A 20,365-nucleotide genomic window follows, 5' to 3' on the forward strand; every position below is an offset into this window, starting at 1 on the left:
CAGGCCTGGGTATAGCTCTGTTCGGAGAGTGATGGTCATCACTTTTCTCCAACTGACGGCTGCGTCATGCGGAGCACAACCATTTCTTCCCTGAATACTGCCCATCACAAGCGTCCGCTTTACGCCCTGAGGAAGTCAGTCAACCTAAACCGAGCTTCCTCAGCGCGGCCGCCGATGATCAACACCGGCAGGGCTTTGAGCACCACCAGCGAGAGGTAAAACTGCACGCCCAGGCGTGCGCCCCAGAGCAGCCGGCGACCAGCCCGACGAAGCCAGCGACAGCCCAAACCACCGCCCACACCTTGGGCAGGTTGTCTGTACGTTCCCCATGCATGGCGACGGGCCTCAGGCCACGGCCACGGCTGCGCGCCTTTCCTGCTCCAGTTCGCGCACCAGCGGCAGTACGTGTCTGCCGAAGTACTCGACCTCTTCCTGGAAATGCAGGAAGCCGGAGAGAATCAGGTCGACGCCGATGGCCTTGAGCGCGACGATGCGCTCGGCGATCTGCCGTGGGGTGCCGATCAGGTTGGTCTTGAACCCATCGTTGTACTGCACCAAGTCCTCGAAGGTGGACTTTGCCCAGTTGCCCTCGCCTTCCGGGCTGGCCGCCCCTGCGTTCTTCACTTCGCTGCCGAAGCCGTTAACCGCCTCCGGGTCGGCCTTGGCGATGATTTCTGCCAATACCGCACGGGCTTCTTCCTCGGTGTCACGGGCAATGACGAAAGCGTTTACCCCGATCTTCACCGCGTGCCCGTTGGCTGCGGCCTTGGCACGGATGTCATCGACCTGTGCCTTGATACCCTCGACGCTGTTGCCGTTAGTGAAATACCAGTCCGAGACCCTGGATGCCATGTCACGCGCAGCCCGAGAGCTGCCGCCCTGGAAAATCTCCGGATGCGGCCGTTGCAGCGGCTTGGGCTTGAGGGTGTAGTCGTTGAAACGGTAGAAGTCACCGTGGAAGCTGAAGTTGTCCTGCGTCCAGATACCCTTGAGGGCACGGATGAACTCCTCGGAGCGACGGTAGCGCTCGTCATGCTCCAGCCAAGGCTCGCCGATGGCGCGAAACTCGCCTTTGAACCAGCCTGACACCACATTGACGGCAATGCGTCCGCCGGTGAACTGGTCAATGGTCGCCAGTTGCTTGGCCGCCAGCGCGGGCGACCACGGGCCGGGCAGGATTGCGGCGATGACCTTGAGCTTCTCGGTGGCTGCCAGCAGCGCATGGCTGATGGTCACCGACTCGTGCTGGTTGTCGGCGCCGTAGCCGGCAGTAAAACGGATCTGCGACAGCGCGTACTCGAACCCGGAACGCTCGGCGATCTGTGCCAGCTTGCGGTTGTAGTCGATGTCCCAGCTGGTGCGCTGCTCAATCTTGCTGACGACGAGGCCGCCGCTGACATTGGGGACCCAGTAGGCGAATTTGATTGGTTGGCTCATGGCGATGCTCCTGTTGCCGGGGGAAATGAAGTCAGGCCGCACTGGCGACCGGGATCTGGAAGAACGCGCTGACGGTGTCGAGCACCCGTTCGATGCGTTCGAACTGCGCGGGCTCGACCAGATGGTGCTGGTCGAAGGCCTCGACGCTGGCGTACAAGCCATACGGCAGGGTGTGCGCCTGGAAGAAGGCGAACAGGGGGCGTAACTGGTGATCGATCATCAGGGCGTGGCGCTCGCTGCCACCGGTGGCCGCCAGCACTACCGGGACCCCTCTGAGCGACTGGTGGTCTACCAGATCGAACAGGTGCTTGAACAAACCCGTGTAGGAGGCGCGGTAAACCGGACTGCCGACCAACAACAGGTCGGCCTGCTCAATGGCCTGCAAGTGAAGCTGCAAATCGGCGGAGGCGGTATCGCGCTCAAGCGAGCCGGACAAGGCGCTGCAAAGCTCGGCGATGCGCACCCAATGCACGTCAAGGTTCGACAACCTTGCCTGCAGCTTCTCCACCAGCGCCTGCAGCAACCCATGAGTACGTGATGGCGCGCGCAGGCTGCCCGATACCACCACGACCCTGATGACGCTTGTGTTCATGCACATCCCTCCTGCCCTCGCGGCTTCGTCCAGAAGCTCTTGAGCAGCTACCGTGCCAAACCAATAAAGCTTTCAAAATCAATGCGTTGGCCAAACCACTCAACAGCCATTGCTGCTCCGGCACAAGCAGGCTGTTGAATCACTGACTGCAAGCCAACAGCAGGGCCTGAGGCGCCGAATGACCGCCTGGCAACAGCCCTGCGACAGGCTGTTGCCAGCGACACAGCCCGCGCGTCAACGAAAAATGATCAAGCATTTGATTTAAAAGCACTTTTTTAAAGGGCACGGAGTTTGCGAAGGAGCGATGGTGCGCAACCGCACCCATCGAGGAGAACTGCAATGACCGCTCAAGCCCACCTGCCTCAACTGTCCATCGGAACCGACTACGAAACCCTTGCCGCCCGCTTCCGGCCAATCTTTGCGCGCATCGCCGAAGGTAGCGTGGAGCGGGAGCGCACCCGCAGCCTGCCTTTCGAGCCCATCCGCTGGCTCAAGGAGGCCGGCTTTGGCGCCGTGCGTGTTCCCGTCGAACATGGCGGCGCTGGCGCCTCGTTGCCGCAACTGTTCCAACTGCTGATCGAACTGGCCGAAGCCGACTCCAACGTGCCGCAGGCATTGCGCGGGCACTTCGCTTTCGTCGAAGACCGTCTCAATGCCCACGCCAGTGCAGCGCAGGACGTCTGGTTCAAACGCTTCGTCGAAGGTGATCTGGTGGGTTGCGCCTGGACGGAAGTGGGTTCGGTGAAGATTGGCGATGTCATCACCCGTGTCTCGCGCAAAGGCGACAAATGGGTGGTCAACGGAACCAAGTACTACAGCACCGGCAGCCTCTTCTCCGACTGGATCGACCTGTTCGCCCGCCGCGACGACACCGGTGGTGATGTGATCGCGGCGATCCGCACCCGACAGCCAGGCATCACCCAGAGCGATGACTGGGACGGCTTCGGCCAACGCACGACAGGCAGTGGCACCTCGGTGTTCGAGAACGCAGAGGTCGAGGAAGAGAACATCATCGACTTCGCCACCCGCTTCAAGTACCAGACCGCCTTCTACCAACTGGTACTGCTCGCCGTCATCGTCGGCTCGGGTCGCGCCGCCCTGCGCGACTTCAGCCAGGAAACCCGCAAACGCACGCGCGTGTTCAGCCATGGCAATGCACCAGCGGTAAGCCAGGATCCGCAGGTGTTGCAGGTCATCGGCAAGGCCTGCGCGCTGGTCTACGTCGCAGAGGCTGGCACCCTGCGCGCCACCGAGGCTGCGCAGCAAGCCTACCTGGCTCGCTTCGGCCATGACGAGGCCGCCGAGCGCCAGGCCAATATTGCCGCCGAACTGGAGTCAGCCCAGGCGCAGGTGGCGGCCGTGGAGCTGGTGCTGCGTGCCACCAGCGACCTGTTCAACACCCTGGGCGCCTCCAGCACCAGTACCACCAAGCAACTTGACCGCCACTGGCGCAACGCGCGCACCGCTGCCGTGCACAACCCTGTGATCTACAAGGAACGCATCATCGGCGACTGGCACGTCAATGGCACCGAGCCGCCCTACGTCTGGCAGATCGGCGGTGGTGCCAAGCAGCGCTGAAGCCGCCATTCCAATCCCCCTGCGATCACGCCAACCCCCGAGCCACACTCGCGGGTCGGCGTAACTTTTCATCCAGGACATCAAGCTCAACGACCGTTTCTAAAGGAGCCCTTTGATGAGCGAACCCCACCTGCAGCAGCGAGATGAAAGCATCGTGCTGCACCCATCCAGCAAACCAGCCCACCGCTTTGGCAGTGAGCGCGAAGCCATCGAGGCGGCGCACGCCCTGGCTCAGGACTTCCGCCGCGAGGCTGCCGCCCGTGATCGCGAACGCCGCCTGCCCCTGGCGGAGCTGGAGGCCTACTCGCAAAGCGGCCTCTGGAGCATCACCGTGCCTCAGGCTTATGGGGGCCTGGGAGCCAGCTACCGCACCGTCGGCGAGGTGTTCAAGATCATCTCGGCAGCCGACGGCTCACTCGGCCAGTTACCGCAGAATCACTTCGTCATCCTCGCGCACATCGGCTTCGACGCCAGCGACGCGCAGAAGCGCTTCTTCTTCGACCTTGCCCTGTCCGGAGCACGCTTCGGCAACGCCTTCTCCGAACGCAATGGCAAGCACGTCGCGGACCTCCAGACCAGGATCACACGCGATGGCGACGACTACGTAGTCAACGGGCAGAAATTCTTCTCCACCGGCGCCCTGGTGGCACACTGGATTCCCATCGTCAGCGTGGACGAGCAGGGGCGCCCGCATCTGGCCGTGGTGCCACGGGAAACCGAAGGGCTCAAGGTGATCAACGACTGGTCCAGCTTCGGCCAGCGCACCACGGCAAGCGGCACGGTGCTGATCGAGCAGGTGCGGGTGCAGGCCAGCCAAGTGGTACCAATCTGGCAGGCCTTCGACCGCCCCACCGCTGGCGGAGCGATCTCGCAGTTCATCCAGGCGGCCATCGATGCGGGGTTGGCACGAGAAGCGCTGGCCGACACCCTGGATTATGTGCGCCGACACACTCGTCCCTGGATCGATTCGGGACTGGAGAAAGCCACCGATGACCCTTACATCCTCCAGCAACTCGGCGACCTGCAGATTCGCCTGCGCGCCGCCGAGGCCGTGCTGGATCTGGCGGCAGATGCCATCGACCTGGCAATACGCGAACCCAGTGAAGAGAGCGTGGCCGAGGCCTCCATCCGCACGGCCGAAGCCAAGGTGCTCACGACCGAGGTGGCCATCCTTGCCAGCAATCGCTTGTTCGAGTTGGCAGGCACCCGCTCGACCCTGGAGGAATACTCCCTTGACCGTCACTGGCGTAATGCCCGCGTGCATACTCTGCACGACCCCGTACGCTGGAAATACCACCTCATCGGCAACTACCTGCTCAACGGCATCAAGCCGCCGCGCCATCCCTGGAGCTGAGCGCAGCCCTGGCCGGGCGCAGGATTCGGCCAGGGGGTTCCCGGAGCATTAAACAAGCATCAGTGCTGGATGATGCAAGGCGGTTGCAGATGCCGCCGCCCCATCAGCCGGCCTTGCCGCCCAGGTAGAAATGCCGGATGTCTTCCCGTGCCGCCAGCTCGGCGGCCGCTCCCTCACCTACCACCCGGCCGTTCTCCAGGATGCAGGCATAACTGGCATGGCGCAGGAAGTGGATACGGCCACGGCCTGTACCAGACCGGAGATCGCCTTCAGCGTGGTGCTCTTGCCGGCGCCGTTGGCGCCTAGCAGCGCGACGATATCGCCACCCTGCAGTGAAACCCCGGCCACGGAGAGAATCGCGCCGTCGTAAATCACTTCTATGTCGTTTACCGCAAGCAGCGACTGGCCCGAGCAACGTGCAGCCCCTCAACCTGGCCGCCGTTGATCATCGCGGTCTGACAGCGTGACGACACCGACACCAGCTAGTCAGGGATCTCCTCGTGCGCCTGCAGGTGATGATTGAGCTGGGCGATATGTTCCGGACCAATGCCACAGCAACCACCCACGATGGTAGCCCCCTCCTCGACCCACTGCTGCGCCCACTGCAGGTAGGCTTCAGGCCCAAGGTCGGCGCGGATATCGAGCAGAGTGTCGTTGGCCTGGGCGTCTTCACGCACTGGAGGAAAGGCATTGGCATACACACCGAGTGGCAACTCGCGGGCCTGCTTCTTCAGCACCTGCCGGGCACTGTGGAGCGCGGCGCCCATACTTTCCGGCTGACTGCAGTTGAACAGCAAGGCGCTGGCACCCAGCTCAAGGGCCAGGAGAACTGCCTGCTCCACGCTTTCGCCCGAGCGCAGCAAAGGCTGCGACTGCTCCGTGTCGGGATCGAGCAGCGTGAAGGATAGCCAGAGCGGCTTGCACTCACCGTCCAGCGCGGCATGCACGGCGCGGGCTTCGGCCAGGGAGCTCTGGGTTTCCGCCAGCCAGAAATCCACATACGGCGCCAGGCCGGAGATCAGTTCACGGTGGATGGCCTGGGAGCGGACCGGGTCGAAGAGGTCCGGCCGATACGACCCTAGCGCGGGGGGCAGTGAACCGGCAACCCGCACCTGGGCGTCTGCCTCGTCGGCGGCACCACGGGCAAGCTGCCCGGAAAGCCCGGCCAGGGCCCGGCCGGAGCGGGCAAAGCGTTCCTCGCCAATATGAAACGGCACCACCGCATAACTGTTGGTGGTGATCACGCTGGCGCCGGCCGCAATGAACGCGCGATGTACCTGCGCTACGTATTCAGGTGCTTCGAGCAGCGCCAGGGCCGACCATTCCGGCTGCCGGAACGGTGCGCCGATACGCTTGAGCTCTCGCCCCATCCCGCCATCAAGCAGGGTCCAGGCATTCTGAGTCATTGCGCTGCCACCTTGGTGCCAGCGGCACTCAACCAGTGATCGACGGTCGCCTGGTTGGCGGCGACCCAGGCCTTGGCCGCGGCGTCTGCCGGCTGCTTCTCGCGCTCGATCTTGAGGATCAGCTCGTTAAGGGATGCCGGATCGATGCTCACGTTTTCCAGGAATGCGGCGATCCGGGGGGCACGCTGCTGCAGCGCCGAAGAGGCGAGAATGTGCACCTTCGCGTCAGGATAAGCGCAGGTGACGCTGCTCTTGTTCAGCCAGTCGGCATCGACGGTCGGACTGATGAACTTCCAGCAGCCGTCAGCCTTGTACAGGGGATCGCCCTTCTTGTTGTCCTGGGCATAGCCATCGAACGGTGGCTCATCGAGACGGCGCAGGTCATAGGCAGAGAAGATCCAGTCCGGCGTATAGGCGTAGAAGATCACGCCGCGCTCAGCTTTGTAGGCAGCGTCGAGCTTGGCGTAGGTCACCGAGGCTTCGGTGGAGACAGACTCGAAGTTGCCGTCGAAGCCAAAGTCCTTGGCCTTGATCTGACCGATATAGGTCGACTCCCAACCCGCCGGCCCGACCAACAGCTGAGACTTGCCGCCCCCTGGCGGCGCGAACAGCTCGGCGACCTCAGGCCTCTTGAGGTCGTAAACCGACTTCACCCCGTACTTGTCCTGTATATAGCCGGGAATATAAAAACCTTGTACACCAACGTAGGGCTGCTTGTTGGGAACCAGCGAACGGGTGCCGCCGGTGACGTATCTGGCCCAGGCGGCGGACTGGTTCGGCAGCCAGATGTCGGTGAGCACATCCACCGAACCGTCGCCCTTGGCGGCGGCTGCGAACAGTACCGGCAGGTCACCGGCCAGGTAGGACACATCGCCGTCAAGCCGGCTGGTGATGACGTTACCGAGGATGTACTGGATGGCGATGGCGCCGGTCCAGTTCTGCTCGCCGATGACGATCTTGTCCTTGGCGAAGATTGCCGCGGTCGGCACTAGCGCACCCAGCAACGTGACACCAGCGAGTGCGCGGGAAAGGAATCTGGCCATGTAGGGGGTTTACTCCTGAGTGGGACGATGACGTTTGCGAAGGGATGCCTGGATGATCCGGTCGGGCACCAAGGCACAGAAAACAATGGCGATGCCGGCGAGGACGCCCTCCCCACCCTTGATGTTGCGCAGGGCGGTCATGACGTCGTAGCCGAGGCCACCGGCGCCGATCAGCGCTGCCACGACGACCATGGACAGGCTCATCACGATGGTCTGGTTCACCCCTAGCAACAGGGAGCCGGAAGCCAGCGGCAACTCGACCCGGGTGAGCGTCTGCCAGGGCGTCGCGCCGTGGGCGACTGCGGCCTCTACTGCGGCCTTGGGCACCTCCTGAATACCCAGGGCAGTGAGGCGGATCATCGGCGCCAGGGCGAAGATTACCGTGGCGATCACCGCCGGTGTTTTGCCGACGGAGAAAAAGGCTACCGCCGGAATCAGGTAGACGAAGGTCGGCAAGGTTTGCATGACATCGAGCAGCGGCGTGATCACGCGCCGCGCCAGCGGCCGCTTGGCCAGCAAGATGCCGGTAGGAATACCGATCAGCAGCGACAGCAGCACCGATGAGCCGACCAGCGCGACGGTAGAGACCGTGCGTTCCCAGAAACCGAACAGGCCGATGTAGCCCAGGGCCAACGCACTGGTAAGGGCCAGGGTCGCTCCGGCGGAACGCCAGGCCAGATAGATCAGGGCCAGCGCCGGCACCGGCCACGGAATCCAGCCCAGCGCGCCTTCAACGCCTTCGATGACAGTACGCACAGCGACGATCACCCCGACGAAGGCGCTCTCGAAGGTCAACTGAGACCAGCTGATCAACCGGTCGATGGCACCAGCTACCGCAAGCATGCTGTCGCGGTCGGAGGGAAACTGCAGCAGTGCGCCGGCAGCATCAGGCGTCAGGGCGCGCCATAGTGTCAGTGCCTGGCTCGCCAGCAGCAGCACCAGGGGCAATCCCGCGCCATGGGAGTCACGGTCGTGACCGCGCAGGCTCAGCCAAACGCAGGCAGTGCGGTTGACCAGAAGTGCTGCCAGTGCGATGGCCAGCATCCATCCGGCCCCCTCGCGCCACGCGCCAGCGAACCCGGCGAGGGCCGTCAACTCCACCAGCAGCGCCAGCCAGAACAGGCTACTTCGTCCTGCGGCAGCCAGCGCTGCCGGGCCCAACAGACCTTGGCGAAGCCAGCTGTTTTTTGCAGGCGCTTGCAAAGCGGCCGGCGGCGACGCGCCGAGCACCTCGTCGCCAGGCGACGCAGCGGTGGGACCGATATGCGGCCGCTCGTCGAAGAAATCCGCCACGCCCTCGTCCGCCGGTTGTTCAAGCAGTTCACCGGGGGTGCCGACCTGAATCAGTCGCCCGGCGCGCAGCACGGCGATACGGTCGGCCAGACGCAACGCTTCACCCGGATCGTGGGTCACCAGCAGCGTCGTGATGCCGCGTTCACGCACCAGTTGCAGGAAGCGACCCTGCAGGTCGCGGCGAATGGTCGGGTCCAGCGCGCTGAATGGTTCGTCCATCAGCAGGATGTCAGGGTCGGTGACCAGCGCCCGGGCAAGCCCGACGCGTTGCTGCATGCCGCCAGACAACTCGTGGGGGAAATGCTCGCCCCACTCTGCCAGCCCCACCGCCTGCAGTTGCCGTTGCGCCGCTGCGTGCCGCGCACTTTCCGGCTCACCTCGCAGCTCCAGAGGCAAGGCAACGTTGTCGCGTACGCTGCGATGCGGCAACAATCCGAAGTGCTGGAACACCATGCCGATGCGCTGCGAACGCAGCTGGCGCAGCGCGGGCAACGTCAGGTCGCTCAGCAGCTCGCCATCGATAAGCACATCGCCGCTGCTTGGTTCTATCAACCGGTTGACGTGGCGCAGCAAGGTCGATTTGCCGCTGCCGGATGTACCCATCAGGCAAAGCACCTCGCCACGCCGCACCGCGAGGCTCACTTGCTCAACCGCGCTACTAGAGCCTGACCTGCGGCCCTCGTAGCGTTTGGTCACCACGCGGAATTCCAGCGCGATATCGGCGATCGATGCCGAGGCAAAGGCAATATTTCGTCCACCTGTGCCGGCCAGCGCAGTGGCTTTCACTGGGTCACCGGCAATCAGTGGGTATTCATCAGCGATCACGTCGCCCCCTGGAGTTCACAAGATTCCAGAGCGACTGAGCAGACTCCATGCCAATCAGCCAGACCCCACGTATTTCCAGGCGTGCCTGCTTATTTAGCGGGAGCGGCATGCTGCGGTAGCAGCATCACTGTACGGCTGCTGTTGGATGGGCAACAGCAAGAAGGGAGCCCGTTATCCAAGGCGAAGGGATGAATACGATCATTCACGACCCTCCCGCCGCCTGGACACAGCTCGTGAAAGCCAGCCGACGACGTCGGCCGGCAACCGGCATCAACCACGCAGCATGTGGGCTGCCAGGCCGGCCAGAGCACAGGCAACCAGTACCTGGATCACGCCACGCTTGAAGCGGAACAGGGCCACTGCAGCAGCAATAGCGATCAGCGCCGAAGGCCAGTCGAACGCCCCGCCGAAACCCTTTGGCCAGAGCACGTGATAGCCGAAGAACAGGGCCAGGTTGAGGATCACCCCCACGACCGCAGCCGTGATGCCAGTCAGTGGCGCAGTGAACTTCATCTCATTGTGGGTCGACTCCACCAACGGGCCACCGATCAGGATGAAGAGAAAGGACGGCAGGAAGGTGAACCAGGTGACCAGGCTCGCCGCGACCGCACCGGCCAGGAACGGGTGCTCCGCGCCAAACACTGGATGCACATAACCACCGACAAAGCCGACGAAGGCAACCACCATGATCAACGGCCCTGGCGTGGTTTCCCCCAAGGCGAGACCATCGATCATCTGGGTAGGTGACAGCCAGCCGTAGTGCGCGACGGCGCCCTGGTAGACATAGGGCAGTACGGCGTAAGCGCCACCAAAGGTCAAAAGTGCGGCCTTGGTGAAGAACCAGCCCATTTGCGTCAGGGTGCCGGCCCAGCCAAACGCCAGTGTCAGCAGCCCCATGGGCAAGGCCCAGAGTACCGCGCCGATCAGTACCAGGCGCAGCAAATGCCCCACCCGAAAACGCGCATGCTCAGGCGTTGGTGTGTCGTCGTCGATCAGCGCCGGGCCGTAACTGCTATTGGCAGCGCCATGACCGCCACCAATCACGAATTTGCCGGGCGCGAACCGGCCGCCTACATAACCGATGATACCGGCGACCAGCACGATCAGCGGGAAAGGCACGTTGAGAGCGAAGATAGCCACGAACGACGCCGCGGCCATGGCCCACAGCCAGCCGTTCTTCAGCGCGCGCGAGCCAATCCGGTGAGCCGCGTGAACGACGATCGCCGTGACTGCAGGCTTGATGCCATAGAAGATCCCGGCCACCACCGGGACCTCGCCAAAGGCAATGTAGACCCAGGACAAGCCAATCAGGATGAACAGTGAGGGCAACACGAACAGTACGCCGGCAATCACCCCACCCCAGGAGCGGTGCATGAGCCAACCGATGTAGGTGGCTAGCTGCTGTGCCTCAGGGCCTGGCAACACCATGCAGTAGTTCAGTGCGTGCAGGAATCGCTTCTCGCTGATCCATCGCCGCCGCTCAACCAACTCCTCGTGCATGATCGAGATCTGCCCGGCAGGTCCGCCAAAGCTGATAAAGCCCAGCTTGAGCCAGAACAGAAACGCTTCAAACAAGCCAATCGGCTTGCGAGCAGCTTGCGATGGAGGCTGTTCGTTTACTGCGGAGGTGGTTTCAACCATTTGGGTTTTCCTCACTTGCGAAAGCCGTCAGCAGGCCGTCGAAGATGCCCCCGGCGACCGTTGTCAGTTGATCATCGTCGCCAATGCTTTCTCTCAAGCCCGCGAGGACGCGCTCGATGCCAGGCGCCTCTGAGGGCTGGCTTCCACCAACATCCAGGTAATGCACGACGGCGGCCAACCGAGACAGGCCTGGCTGCTGAATGGCAAAACTTTCGATGAGGGTTTCGAAGGACACACGCTCCCCGACATGGCTGAACGTTGCACCGTCGAAGTCGAAGCCGAGCGCATCGCTCGGGCAGTCGTCAGGGCTGCCCAACCAGATGAATCGGGCGTCAGCATCGATGAAGCGACGTATCAACCAGGCACATGCCAGCCGATCCACCCAGGGGCGCCTACGGGTTGCCCAGCAGCGGCCCTGGTAGTCGATACGTTCCAGTCGGGTGATAACCTGATCGTGCGCACTCGGCTCATCGCAAGACAGTGCGCGGCTAATCGCGGCTTCAAGCTCCTGCAGCGCCGAGTCGGCTTGTGCCCTGGGCACGCCCGGGAAAAAATCGATCGCTGCCAACTGGCCGAAGGCCTTCCTGAGCTTGCGCACCTGCCGTGCTGTCTGCAGCGCATTGTCCGGCGCCAGTTCAGCCCTGCAGCCTGCGATTTCTGCCATCAGTCTGGCGTACTCATCGCTCCTGTCGAACAGCTTGCTGAAGCGCTCTTCACGCTCCGGCAGCGACAGGAGAAATGCCGTGCCGTTGATGGCCAGTACGTCTCGCTCGACGGCTTCGAAAACCTCCCGACCCGAGCGTTGCTCGGGCAGCAGGTAAACACCATCCCTCAACACTGCGGCTCCAGAGGCCTTCAGGGCTCTCCAGGCACGCATTCGCTCTGTGGCATTGGCCGTCGGCAATCCGAGAATCAGTAGCAACCAATCCATTATGTAGCTCATTCAACATAAATTGTTTAATTCGCTACATTAATCCAGAACTACGGAAAATCAACAGGCGCGCTCCAATTCGGGCCAAAAGCTGAAGCTCGGTGCATGACGTGCCTTTTTTTGAGGCACACCTGTCGGCGGTCCCTCGGGCCGCTCCGCTACGGCTGCGCGCTGCGCAGTCATTGAATGCAGCAATAAAATCTCGCGGTTTCAATGTGTTACCGCTCGCTTCTTGCCATTTCGCAGCTGTGCCGGGCTTTCGGCACCTTCATTGCAACGACCCTTGCGTGCACGACGCACCAGCAATTGATTGGATTCGAGGCTCACCGCAGACACAGCACCCACCGACCCCAGCAAGGCCGCACCCGAATATGTAGATGAACCGCAATGAAGCTGCCGGCAACGGCGGCAAGGAGTGGGTATGTCCCGGGCATTTTTCAATGAAATGTACGAAACGAACGGAAGTTGCCGCCCGCATTACCAGGAGTTCGCTCGCTGGTTGGCAAACACCCCATTGGAGTTGCTGGAGCAACGCCGACGCGAAGCCGACCTGCTGTTTCACCGCGCCGGTATCACCTTCACCTTGTACGGTGACAAGCAAGACACCGAGCGCCTGATCCCCTTTGACATCATCCCGCGCAGCATTCGCGCCAGCGAATGGCGCATGGTCGAGCGCGGCTGTATCCAGCGGGTGCACGCCCTGAACCTGTTCCTGCAGGACATCTACCACGACCAGCGCATCCTCAAAGCCGGCATCATCCCGCCGGAGCAAGTGCTGGCCAATGAAGGCTACCAGATCGCCATGCAGGGCCTGGGGCTGCACCGTGGGCTCTATGCCCATATCGCCGGCGTCGACCTGGTCCGCGATGGAGATGGCAGCTACTTCGTGCTGGAGGACAACCTGCGCACCCCCAGCGGGGTCAGCTACATGCTCGAAGACCGCAAGATGATGATGCGGCTGTTCCCCGAGCTGTTCGCCGCACAGCGCATCGCCCCGATCGACCACTACCCCAACCTGCTGCTGGACACGCTCAAGAGCGCCAGCCCACTGGACAACCCCACCGCCGTGCTGCTCACACCTGGCCGCTTCAACAGTGCCTATTTCGAGCACGCCTTCCTGGCTCGGGAAATGGGTATCGAACTGGTCGAGGGCGCGGACCTGTTCATCCGTGACGAGCACGTCTACATGCGTACCACCGCCGGTCCGCAGCAGGTGGACGTGATCTATCGCCGCCTGGACGACGATTACCTCGACCCGCTGTCGTTCAACCCTGACTCGATGCTGGGCGTGCCGGGGCTGATCTCGGTATATCGCGCCGGCAACGTGGTGCTGGCCAACGCGGTGGGCACCGGCGTGGCAGACGACAAGTCGATCTACCCGTATGTCGACGACATGATCCGCTTCTATCTGGGTGAAGAACCGGTGCTGAACAACGTCCCTACCTGGCAGTGCCGCAGGCCTGCAGACCTGTCCCATGTCCTGGCCAACCTGCCCGACCTGGTGGTCAAGGAGACCCAGGGTTCCGGTGGCTATGGCATGTTGGTCGGGCCAGCGGCAACCAGCGCACAGATCGAAGACTTCCGCGCCCGCATCAAGGCCCGCCCGCATGCCTACATCGCCCAACCTACCCTGTGCCTGTCCACCTGCCCGACCTTTGTCGACAGCGGCATCGCACCGCGCCACATCGACCTGCGCCCGTTCGTGCTGTCTGGCAGTGAAACCCGACTGGTGCCAGGCGGCCTGACCCGCGTGGCACTTCAGGAGGGCTCGCTGGTAGTCAACTCGTCGCAGGGCGGCGGTACCAAGGACACCTGGGTGGTGGAGGACTGAACCATGCTTTCGAGAACTGCTTCCGACCTGTACTGGATGTCGCGCTACCTGGAGCGTGCGGAGAACCTTGCGCGCATGCTCGAGGTCAGCTATTCGCTATCACTGATGCCCCAGGCCGGGCGCAGTGACGGCCATGCCGAGCTGGCCATGTCGCTGCTGGCATCCGGAACGCTGGACGACTACCGCCGCCGGCACACCGAACTCGACACCGAGCGCATGCTGCACTTCTTCGCCCTCGACGCGACCAACCCCAGCAGCATCTATTGCTGCCTGCAGGCGGCCAGGACCAATGCCCACGCAGTGCGTGGCCGCATCACCGCCGACATGTGGGAGAACATCAACGCTACCTGGATCGAGATGCGCAACATTGCCAGCAATGGCCTTGGCCGTTACGGCATCAGCCAGTTCTGCGACTGGGTCAAGGAACGCTCGCATCTGTTCCGCGGTGCAACCTCAGGCACCATCATGCGCAACGACGCATACAGTTTCATCCGCCTGGGGACCTTCCTGGAGCGAGCCGACAACACCCTGCGCCTGCTCGATGCACGCTATGAAATGTTCGGCGAGGCCTCTGAAGAGGTCAGCGATGACTCTGCCCGCGGCTACTACCAATGGAGCGCCTTGCTGCGCGCGCTAACCTCCTACGAAGCCTTCAACGAACTCTATCGCGCCGCGCCCAGTGCACGGCCGGTATCGGAGCTGCTATTGCTGCGGGTCGACGTGCCCCGCTCGCTGCATGCCTGTATCGAGGAACTGGACCAGATCCTTGCCTGCCTGCCGGGCAGCACCGGGCGCGCCGCCCAGCGCATGGCCGCCGAACTCAACGCTCGTCTGCGCTACACCGCGATCGACGAAATCCTCGAAGCGGGGTTGCACCCGTGGCTGAGCGACTTCATCGGACGCATCAACCAACTGGGCCAGGCGGTCCATCACTCCTATCTGGAGGTCGTATGAAACTGTCCATTCGCCACGACACTACGTACAGCTACGCAAGCGATGTCTGCAACAGCATCCAGTTCCTGCGCCTGACACCCCGCAGCAGCGAGCGCCAGCGCATCAATGAATGGCAACTGGACCTGCCCTGCAAGGTCAACGGCCAGATCGACCCGTATGGCAACATCCTGCATGTACTGACCCTGGACAAACCCCACGGTCACCTGGCGCTGACCGCCAGCGGCCAGGTGGAGATCGACCCGGAGCGCGAGCAGGAGGCCGGCGAACATTCTCCCCTGCCATTCCTGCGCGGCAGCCACCTGACCCAGGCCGATGACGCACTCAAGGCCTTCGCCAAGCGACACTGTGGCGAACACCGCGACCGGGCGGCGCTGGTCGGGCTGATGCAAGCCCTGGCCGAGCACATGCCATACAGTCCCGGGGCCACGTCGGTGGGCACCACCGCCATCGAAGCGTTCGGCGGCGCTGCCGGGGTCTGCCAGGACCACACCCATGCATTCCTCGCCTGCGCACGTAGCCTGGGTATTCCGGCACGCTACGTCTCCGGTTACCTGTGCACCGAAGACGAGCAGCATCTGGCCAGCCATGCCTGGGCCGAAGCCTGGGTCGATGACGCCTGGTACAGCTTCGACATCACCAATCGCCTTACCCGGCCAGAGCGTCACCTGAAGCTGGCAGTGGGCCTGGACTACCTCGATGCCTGTCCGGTCAGGGGCGTGCGCCGCGGAGGTGGCGCCGAATCGATGCAGGCCAGCGTGCACGTGCATCGCCAGTGACAGGCGCTGCACCCGTTCATAAAGAAAACAAGGGAAACAGCATGACCTATTGTGTCGCCATGCACCTGGCGGACGGGCTTGTCTTCATCAGCGACTCACGCACCAATGCGGGCATCGACCAGATCGCCAGCTTTGCCAAGTTGTTCGTGTTCGGCGTGCCGGGGGAACGCCTGATCGTGCTGCAGACCGCTGGCAACCTGGCGACCTCGCAATCGGTGGTGAACCTGCTGCAGCAACGCACCCGGGGCCCCGGCCCCAACCTGCTGAACGTTGCCACGCTCTACGATGCGACGGTACTGGTTGCCGACACCCTGCGCGAAGTGGTCGGCCGTGATCGCAGCAAGCTGTCGGCCGGAATCGACCTGAGCAGTTCGTTCATCGTCGGCGGCCAGATTGCCGGCGGCGCCATGGGCATCTACAACGTCTATGCGCAGGGCAATTTCTTCCAGGCCACGCCAGACACCCCGTTCCTGCAACTGGGCGAAAGCAAGTATGGGCGGCCGATTCTGGACCGTAACCTCGGCTACCAGATGCCTCTCGATGAAGCGTTGCGCTGTGGCCTGATCTCGTTCGACTCGACCATTCGCAGCAACCTGTCGGTGGGTATGCCGTTGGACCTGTTGGTATATCACAAGGACAGCCTGGAAACACCGAAACGCCAGCGTATCGCCAGCGACGATGCCTATTACGAGCAGATACGCAGGCAGTGGAGCGACGGGCTCAAAAGACTGTTGGCCGAATTGCCACCGCCGCCGTACTGATTGGCAGGGCCACTGTGGGAGCGGGCATGCCCGTTCCCACAGTGGTCTTGGTCCTACTCCAGCGGAATAGTCAGGCGATCAATGACGGTGCGGGTTTCTGGCCGCACCCCACGCCACCAGGTGAACGCCTCCGCCGCCTGCTCGACCAGCATGCCGACACCATCGGCCAGTCGCGCCACACCCTGCGCCTGGGCCATGCGCAGGAACGGCGTCAGGCCTTTGCCATACGCCAGCTCGTAAGCCAGCCGCGTCTCGCCCAGCACACCCTCAGGCAGCGGCGGCAGCTCACCGGTGAGGCTCGCGGAAGTGGCGTTGACCACGATGTCGAAGGACTGTCCTTCCAGTTCCTCATAACGGCTGATGCGCAGCCTTGGGTGATCCAGCTCGTTGCGCAGTGTGAGCGCCTTGGCCATGTCGCGGTTGGCGAGCACCAGTTCGCTCGGCCCCGCCTGCAGGAACGGCAGCAACGCACCACGCACCGCGCCACCGGCGCCGAGCAACAGTACCCGTCGATTGCCCAGCGGTTCACCGAGGTTTTCCTCGATATCCCGCAACAAGCCAATGCCGTCGAAGTTCTCGGCAACGATACGGCCATCCTCGAACTTCAGTGCATTGGCCGCCCGCGCCAGCTGGGCGGCCTCGCTGCGCTGGTCGGCCAGCTCGAAGGCACGCAACTTGAACGGCGCGGTGATGTTCATGCCCAACCCGCCATCATCGCGAAACTGCAGTACCTGGGCCTCGAAGCCCTCGAGTTCGCCCTCGATGGCGCCGTACTCCAGGCACTGGCCAGTGGCCTGGGCGAACAGGCCATGAATCAACGGGGACTTGGTGTGGTTGATCGGTCGGCCGATCACTGCATAGCGGTCGCTCATCGGGCATCTCCGTGGGTGAACAGCACACCGTCAGCTTGCATGGCGGTGATTTCTTCAGGGCTGAAGCCAAGCCCGGCGGCTACTTCGGCATTGTGCTGGCCGAGGTCCGGGGCCACCTGGTGGATCGTGGTGTCGCAGTCGGAAAAGCGGAACGGCAGGTTGGGCAGGCGCAAGGTACCGTAGCGCGGGTGCTGCTGCTCGATGACCATGTTGCGCGCCTGGATCTGCGGGTCAGCCACGACCTCGTCGATGCGCTGCACCTTGGCGCTGGGAATGTCGATGCCATCGAGCAATTGCAGGATATCGGCTACCCGCCGTGCGCCGACCCAGTCACGCACCACGGCCAGGATCGCCTGGCGATGGGCGTTGCGGCCATTGAGGCTGTGGTAGCGGCTGTCGCTGCCGAAGCCGGGCGGGCCACCGTTGGCCTCGAGCATCGCGGCAAAGCGCTTCCAGGCGTCGTCGACCTGGGCGGCGATCACCAGGTCGCCATCGGCGGCGCGAAACACGCCGTACAGGGTGGAGGTCGGCATGTCATGGCCGGTCTGCTCAGGCAGGACGGTGCCGTCGGACAAGGTGTAGCACTGCACCGCGTATTCATGCATCGACACCAGCGTGTCGTACAGGGCCATGTCGATGTGCTGGCCACGACCACTGCTCACCCGGCCCAGTAGCGCCGCATTGATCGCCGCCACGGCATGGATGCCGGTGTACATGTCGCCCAGGGAAATGCGCAGCAACGGCGGCGCTTCGCCCGGCACGCCGACCATCTGCATGATCCCGCTCTTGGCCTCGGCAATCAGCCCGAAACCGGCGCGGTGGGCATCCGGCCCGGTGTGGCCGTACGCGGAGATGGAGCAGTACACCAGTCGCGGGTTGCGCGCCGACAGCTCGGCATAGCCCAGGCCCAGTTTGTCCAGGGCGCCGGGGCGATAGTTTTCGATGAACACATCGGCCGAGTCGGTCAGGCGTTGCATGAACGCTTTGCCACGCGGGTCCTTCATGTTCACGCTGACGCCCTGCTTGCCCATGTTCAGCTGCAGGAAGTAACCGCTCTGCTGCTCATCCAGGGTGAATGCATGCTGGCGGCCGGCATCGCCGCTGCCCGGCCGTTCGACCTTGATCACCTCGGCGCCCAGTGCTGCCAGGCAGCGGCCCACATAGGGCCCGGCCAGGAAGTGGCTGTAATCGATGACGCGGATACCCGCCAATGGCAATGCCTGGCTCATGCCTGCACTCTCCTGGGCACCATCAGCCGGTGCTCGCCACGCTGCACGACTTCGCCGTGCTGGTTGATCAGTTCCGACGGCAAGACCACGATGCCCCAGCCCGGTCGGCTGTTGCTCGGGCGCATCGCCCCCACGCGCATGCGCACGTGCAGCACATCGTTGACCTTGATCGGCAGCACGAAGTCCCAGGTCCAGCCCAGCGACATGCCCGGCACAAAGCGGTATTCGCACTGGGTCTTCAGGCCGTCGGCGATCGACAGCCCGAACAGGCCATGGGCAACCAGGCAGCCGAAGTGACTCGCGTTGGCGTACGCCTCGTCGACATGCACCGGGGTGTGGTCACCGGTGAGGTCGGCATAGGCCAGGATGCGTTCGCGGGTCACGGTGTAGGTGGGGCTGATGCATTCATCGCCTTCGCGGGCATCGTCCCAGTATTTTTCCACCACGCTCATGCCTTCACCTCCGCACGCGGGTCGATGGCCAATGCCTGGGCGACACACTTCGCCGGCAATGCCTGAATGAACTCCACCGCCAGGCCGTCCGGCAGGCGCAGCCAGTTGCGGCCCTGGGGCATTTCGCTGACGCCGAAACGCTGTGCAGCGGCCAGGGCAGCTTCAAGGTCCTCGCACATGATGCCCAGGTGCGCCATGCGCCCTTCCGGGCCGGCAAAGTCCGGCTGGTGGATGAACTGCAGGCCACCGAGGGTCCAGTACTGCGCCGGCTGCTCGACGTCACCCTGTATCTCGCGCATGGTCATGCCGCACACCTCGCTGAAAAAGCGGATGTGCCACTGGATGTCCCGCACCCAGAACGCAACGTGTTCCAGGTAGGCTTTCGGCTGACTCATGGATGACTCCCCTTCTGCTGATCGGCCATTGCGCGTTCGATACCCTTGATGCAGGCCACCAGGGTCGCGTTGACCGGCGTCGCCACGCCGTGGCGCTGGCCCCAGCGCACGACGGAGCCGTTGATGAAATCGATCTCGGTGACCGAGCCCTTCTCCAGGCTCTGTAGCATCGAGGTACGGAAGCTTGCCGGCAGGCCTTCGGCGGCCAGCCGCCAGGCAGCATCCGGGCTGGTGAGGCTCAGGCGGATGCCTGCTTGCCCGGCGACGGCGATGGCTTCAGCCACCGCTGCCTTGGCGGTGCTTTCCAGCAGCGGCTCGCTGTAGAGCTGGCCATAACCGAGCCTGGTGATAGCGCTGAGCGCGCCCGTCGCGACGTTGACCAGCAGCTTGTCCCACATGGTGCCAAGGATGTTGTCGCTGACCGTGGTCGCGAGCCCGGCGCTGTTGAAGACCTCGGCAATGGCCTGCACACGGGGCGTCAGCTTGCCGTCGAGTTCGCCGATGAAGGTCTGCTTGCCTGCTACACCGGCCCGGATCGAACCCGGCGCCAGCAATACGCCGCCGACGTAGGTCTTGCCGGCCAGCACCCGCTCACGCCCCACCACTTCGGCCAGGATGTCTTCATGGCCAAGGCCATTCTGCAGTGACAGCACCAGCGTCTGCGGCCCGATCAGCGCCCCGGCACCGTCAATCGCCTCGCGGGTGTGGAACGATTTGACCAGCACCACCACCAGGTCGGCCACACCCACGTCTTCGGCGTCGCAGGCCGCATTGACCCGCACCTGCCGCTCGCCGCGTTCGTCCTGCACCCGCAGCCCGTGCAGGTTCATCGCCTCGACATGTGCGCGGCCACGGTTCAACAGCCAGGTTTCATGCCCCGCCTCGCTCAAGGCCGCGCCTATGGCGCAACCCAGGGCGCCGGCACCCAGAATGCAGATTTTCACGTCGCAGACCTCCTGTTGTTTGCGACTACCTTATGCAGCGAGGCTTATTTC

The 20,365-nt window shown here is 63.4% G+C and carries 18 protein-coding genes and 2 pseudogenes; 6 read left to right on the forward strand and 14 right to left on the reverse strand.

Annotated elements, in window-relative coordinates:
- Window positions 1–167: 167 nt before the first annotated feature.
- The 3 genes and pseudogenes from M2S36_RS02140 to sfnS all read right to left on the reverse strand — a co-directional run.
- Window positions 168–310: pseudogene (locus M2S36_RS02140) on the reverse strand (branched-chain amino acid ABC transporter permease); the annotation flags it as partial.
- Window positions 311–345: 35 nt separating this feature from the next.
- Complete coding sequence (gene sfnG, locus M2S36_RS02145; RefSeq protein ID WP_207830149.1) at window positions 346–1,437, reverse strand: dimethylsulfone monooxygenase SfnG; 1,092 nt, start codon at window positions 1,435–1,437, stop codon at window positions 346–348.
- 31 nt (window positions 1,438–1,468) lie between these two features.
- Complete coding sequence (sfnS, locus tag M2S36_RS02150; RefSeq protein WP_207830154.1) at window positions 1,469–2,029, reverse strand: NADH-dependent FMN reductase SfnF; 561 nt, start codon at window positions 2,027–2,029, stop codon at window positions 1,469–1,471.
- 339 nt (window positions 2,030–2,368) lie between these two features.
- Here sfnS and M2S36_RS02155 point away from each other — a divergent pair, with 339 nt between their 5' ends.
- Together M2S36_RS02155 and M2S36_RS02160 are read left to right on the forward strand one after the other, a co-directional pair.
- Window positions 2,369–3,607 carry an acyl-CoA dehydrogenase family protein gene (locus M2S36_RS02155; protein ID WP_233687462.1) on the forward strand — a complete coding sequence of 413 codons (1,239 nt, stop codon included), beginning with the start codon at window positions 2,369–2,371 and terminating at the stop codon, window positions 3,605–3,607.
- A gap of 115 nt (window positions 3,608–3,722) precedes the next feature.
- Entirely contained in the window at window positions 3,723–4,961 is a 1,239-nt protein-coding gene (locus M2S36_RS02160) for an SfnB family sulfur acquisition oxidoreductase (RefSeq protein ID WP_233687463.1), read from the forward strand.
- A gap of 225 nt (window positions 4,962–5,186) precedes the next feature.
- Here the strand turns inward: M2S36_RS02160 and M2S36_RS25035 are convergent.
- From M2S36_RS25035 to M2S36_RS02190, 6 genes and pseudogenes are all read right to left on the reverse strand, one after another.
- Window positions 5,187–5,360: pseudogene (locus tag M2S36_RS25035) on the reverse strand (ATP-binding cassette domain-containing protein); the annotation flags it as partial.
- Between the two features lie 83 nt (window positions 5,361–5,443).
- Window positions 5,444–6,367: a homocysteine S-methyltransferase family protein gene (locus tag M2S36_RS02170; RefSeq protein ID WP_207830162.1), complete on the reverse strand. Its 924-nt coding sequence runs from the start codon at window positions 6,365–6,367 to the stop codon at window positions 5,444–5,446.
- The gene (locus M2S36_RS02175; protein WP_207830164.1) at window positions 6,364–7,410 is read right to left on the reverse strand and encodes an ABC transporter substrate-binding protein; all 1,047 of its coding nucleotides are present in this window, start codon (window positions 7,408–7,410) and stop codon (window positions 6,364–6,366) included. Before M2S36_RS02175 ends, M2S36_RS02170 begins: the two co-directional genes overlap by 4 nt.
- Before the next feature lie 9 nt (window positions 7,411–7,419).
- Window positions 7,420–9,474 (reverse strand): ATP-binding cassette domain-containing protein, encoded by a 2,055-nt coding sequence (locus M2S36_RS02180; RefSeq protein ID WP_333956658.1) that lies wholly within the window; start codon window positions 9,472–9,474, stop codon window positions 7,420–7,422.
- A 324-nt stretch (window positions 9,475–9,798) separates the two neighbouring features.
- A complete protein-coding gene (chrA, locus tag M2S36_RS02185; RefSeq protein WP_233687464.1) occupies window positions 9,799–11,169 on the reverse strand; it encodes a chromate efflux transporter in 1,371 nt (456 codons plus the stop codon).
- Complete coding sequence (locus tag M2S36_RS02190) at window positions 11,162–12,103, reverse strand: chromate resistance protein ChrB domain-containing protein (protein WP_207830634.1); 942 nt, start codon at window positions 12,101–12,103, stop codon at window positions 11,162–11,164. The genes chrA and M2S36_RS02190 overlap by 8 nt, the downstream gene beginning before the upstream one ends.
- Before the next feature lie 418 nt (window positions 12,104–12,521).
- On the opposite strand from M2S36_RS02190, the gene M2S36_RS02195 reads away from it, so the two are divergent.
- The 4 genes from M2S36_RS02195 to M2S36_RS02210 are packed head-to-tail and all read left to right on the forward strand — an operon-like array spanning window position 12,522 to window position 16,422.
- Window positions 12,522–13,931: a circularly permuted type 2 ATP-grasp protein gene (locus M2S36_RS02195; RefSeq protein ID WP_207830170.1), complete on the forward strand. Its 1,410-nt coding sequence runs from the start codon at window positions 12,522–12,524 to the stop codon at window positions 13,929–13,931.
- Between the two features lie 3 nt (window positions 13,932–13,934).
- Window positions 13,935–14,885: an alpha-E domain-containing protein gene (locus M2S36_RS02200; protein WP_063913495.1), complete on the forward strand. Its 951-nt coding sequence runs from the start codon at window positions 13,935–13,937 to the stop codon at window positions 14,883–14,885.
- Entirely contained in the window at window positions 14,882–15,661 is a 780-nt protein-coding gene (locus M2S36_RS02205) for a transglutaminase family protein (RefSeq protein WP_063913496.1), read from the forward strand. The genes M2S36_RS02200 and M2S36_RS02205 overlap by 4 nt, the downstream gene beginning before the upstream one ends.
- 41 nt (window positions 15,662–15,702) lie before the next feature.
- Entirely contained in the window at window positions 15,703–16,422 is a 720-nt protein-coding gene (locus M2S36_RS02210) for a proteasome-type protease (RefSeq protein WP_207830172.1), read from the forward strand.
- Window positions 16,423–16,475: 53 nt separating this feature from the next.
- Here the strand turns inward: M2S36_RS02210 and aroE are convergent, their stop codons facing one another.
- From aroE to M2S36_RS02235, 5 genes are read right to left on the reverse strand one after another with little or no spacing between them, the layout of a single operon-like run.
- A complete protein-coding gene (gene aroE / locus M2S36_RS02215) occupies window positions 16,476–17,294 on the reverse strand; it encodes a shikimate dehydrogenase (RefSeq protein ID WP_333956640.1) in 819 nt (272 codons plus the stop codon).
- Window positions 17,291–18,523: a CaiB/BaiF CoA transferase family protein gene (locus M2S36_RS02220; protein ID WP_063913499.1), complete on the reverse strand. Its 1,233-nt coding sequence runs from the start codon at window positions 18,521–18,523 to the stop codon at window positions 17,291–17,293. The genes aroE and M2S36_RS02220 overlap by 4 nt, the downstream gene beginning before the upstream one ends.
- The gene (locus M2S36_RS02225; protein WP_063913500.1) at window positions 18,520–18,975 is read right to left on the reverse strand and encodes a MaoC family dehydratase; all 456 of its coding nucleotides are present in this window, start codon (window positions 18,973–18,975) and stop codon (window positions 18,520–18,522) included. Before M2S36_RS02225 ends, M2S36_RS02220 begins: the two co-directional genes overlap by 4 nt.
- Window positions 18,972–19,370: a VOC family protein gene (locus M2S36_RS02230; protein WP_085622481.1), complete on the reverse strand. Its 399-nt coding sequence runs from the start codon at window positions 19,368–19,370 to the stop codon at window positions 18,972–18,974. The genes M2S36_RS02225 and M2S36_RS02230 overlap by 4 nt, the downstream gene beginning before the upstream one ends.
- The gene (locus M2S36_RS02235) at window positions 19,367–20,314 is read right to left on the reverse strand and encodes a ketopantoate reductase family protein (protein ID WP_233687465.1); all 948 of its coding nucleotides are present in this window, start codon (window positions 20,312–20,314) and stop codon (window positions 19,367–19,369) included. The genes M2S36_RS02230 and M2S36_RS02235 overlap by 4 nt, the downstream gene beginning before the upstream one ends.
- Between the last annotated feature and the right edge of the window lie 51 nt (window positions 20,315–20,365).

The organism is Pseudomonas sp. SF2 (assembly GCF_036858055.1).
Classification (GTDB): Bacteria; Pseudomonadota; Gammaproteobacteria; order Pseudomonadales; family Pseudomonadaceae; genus Aquipseudomonas.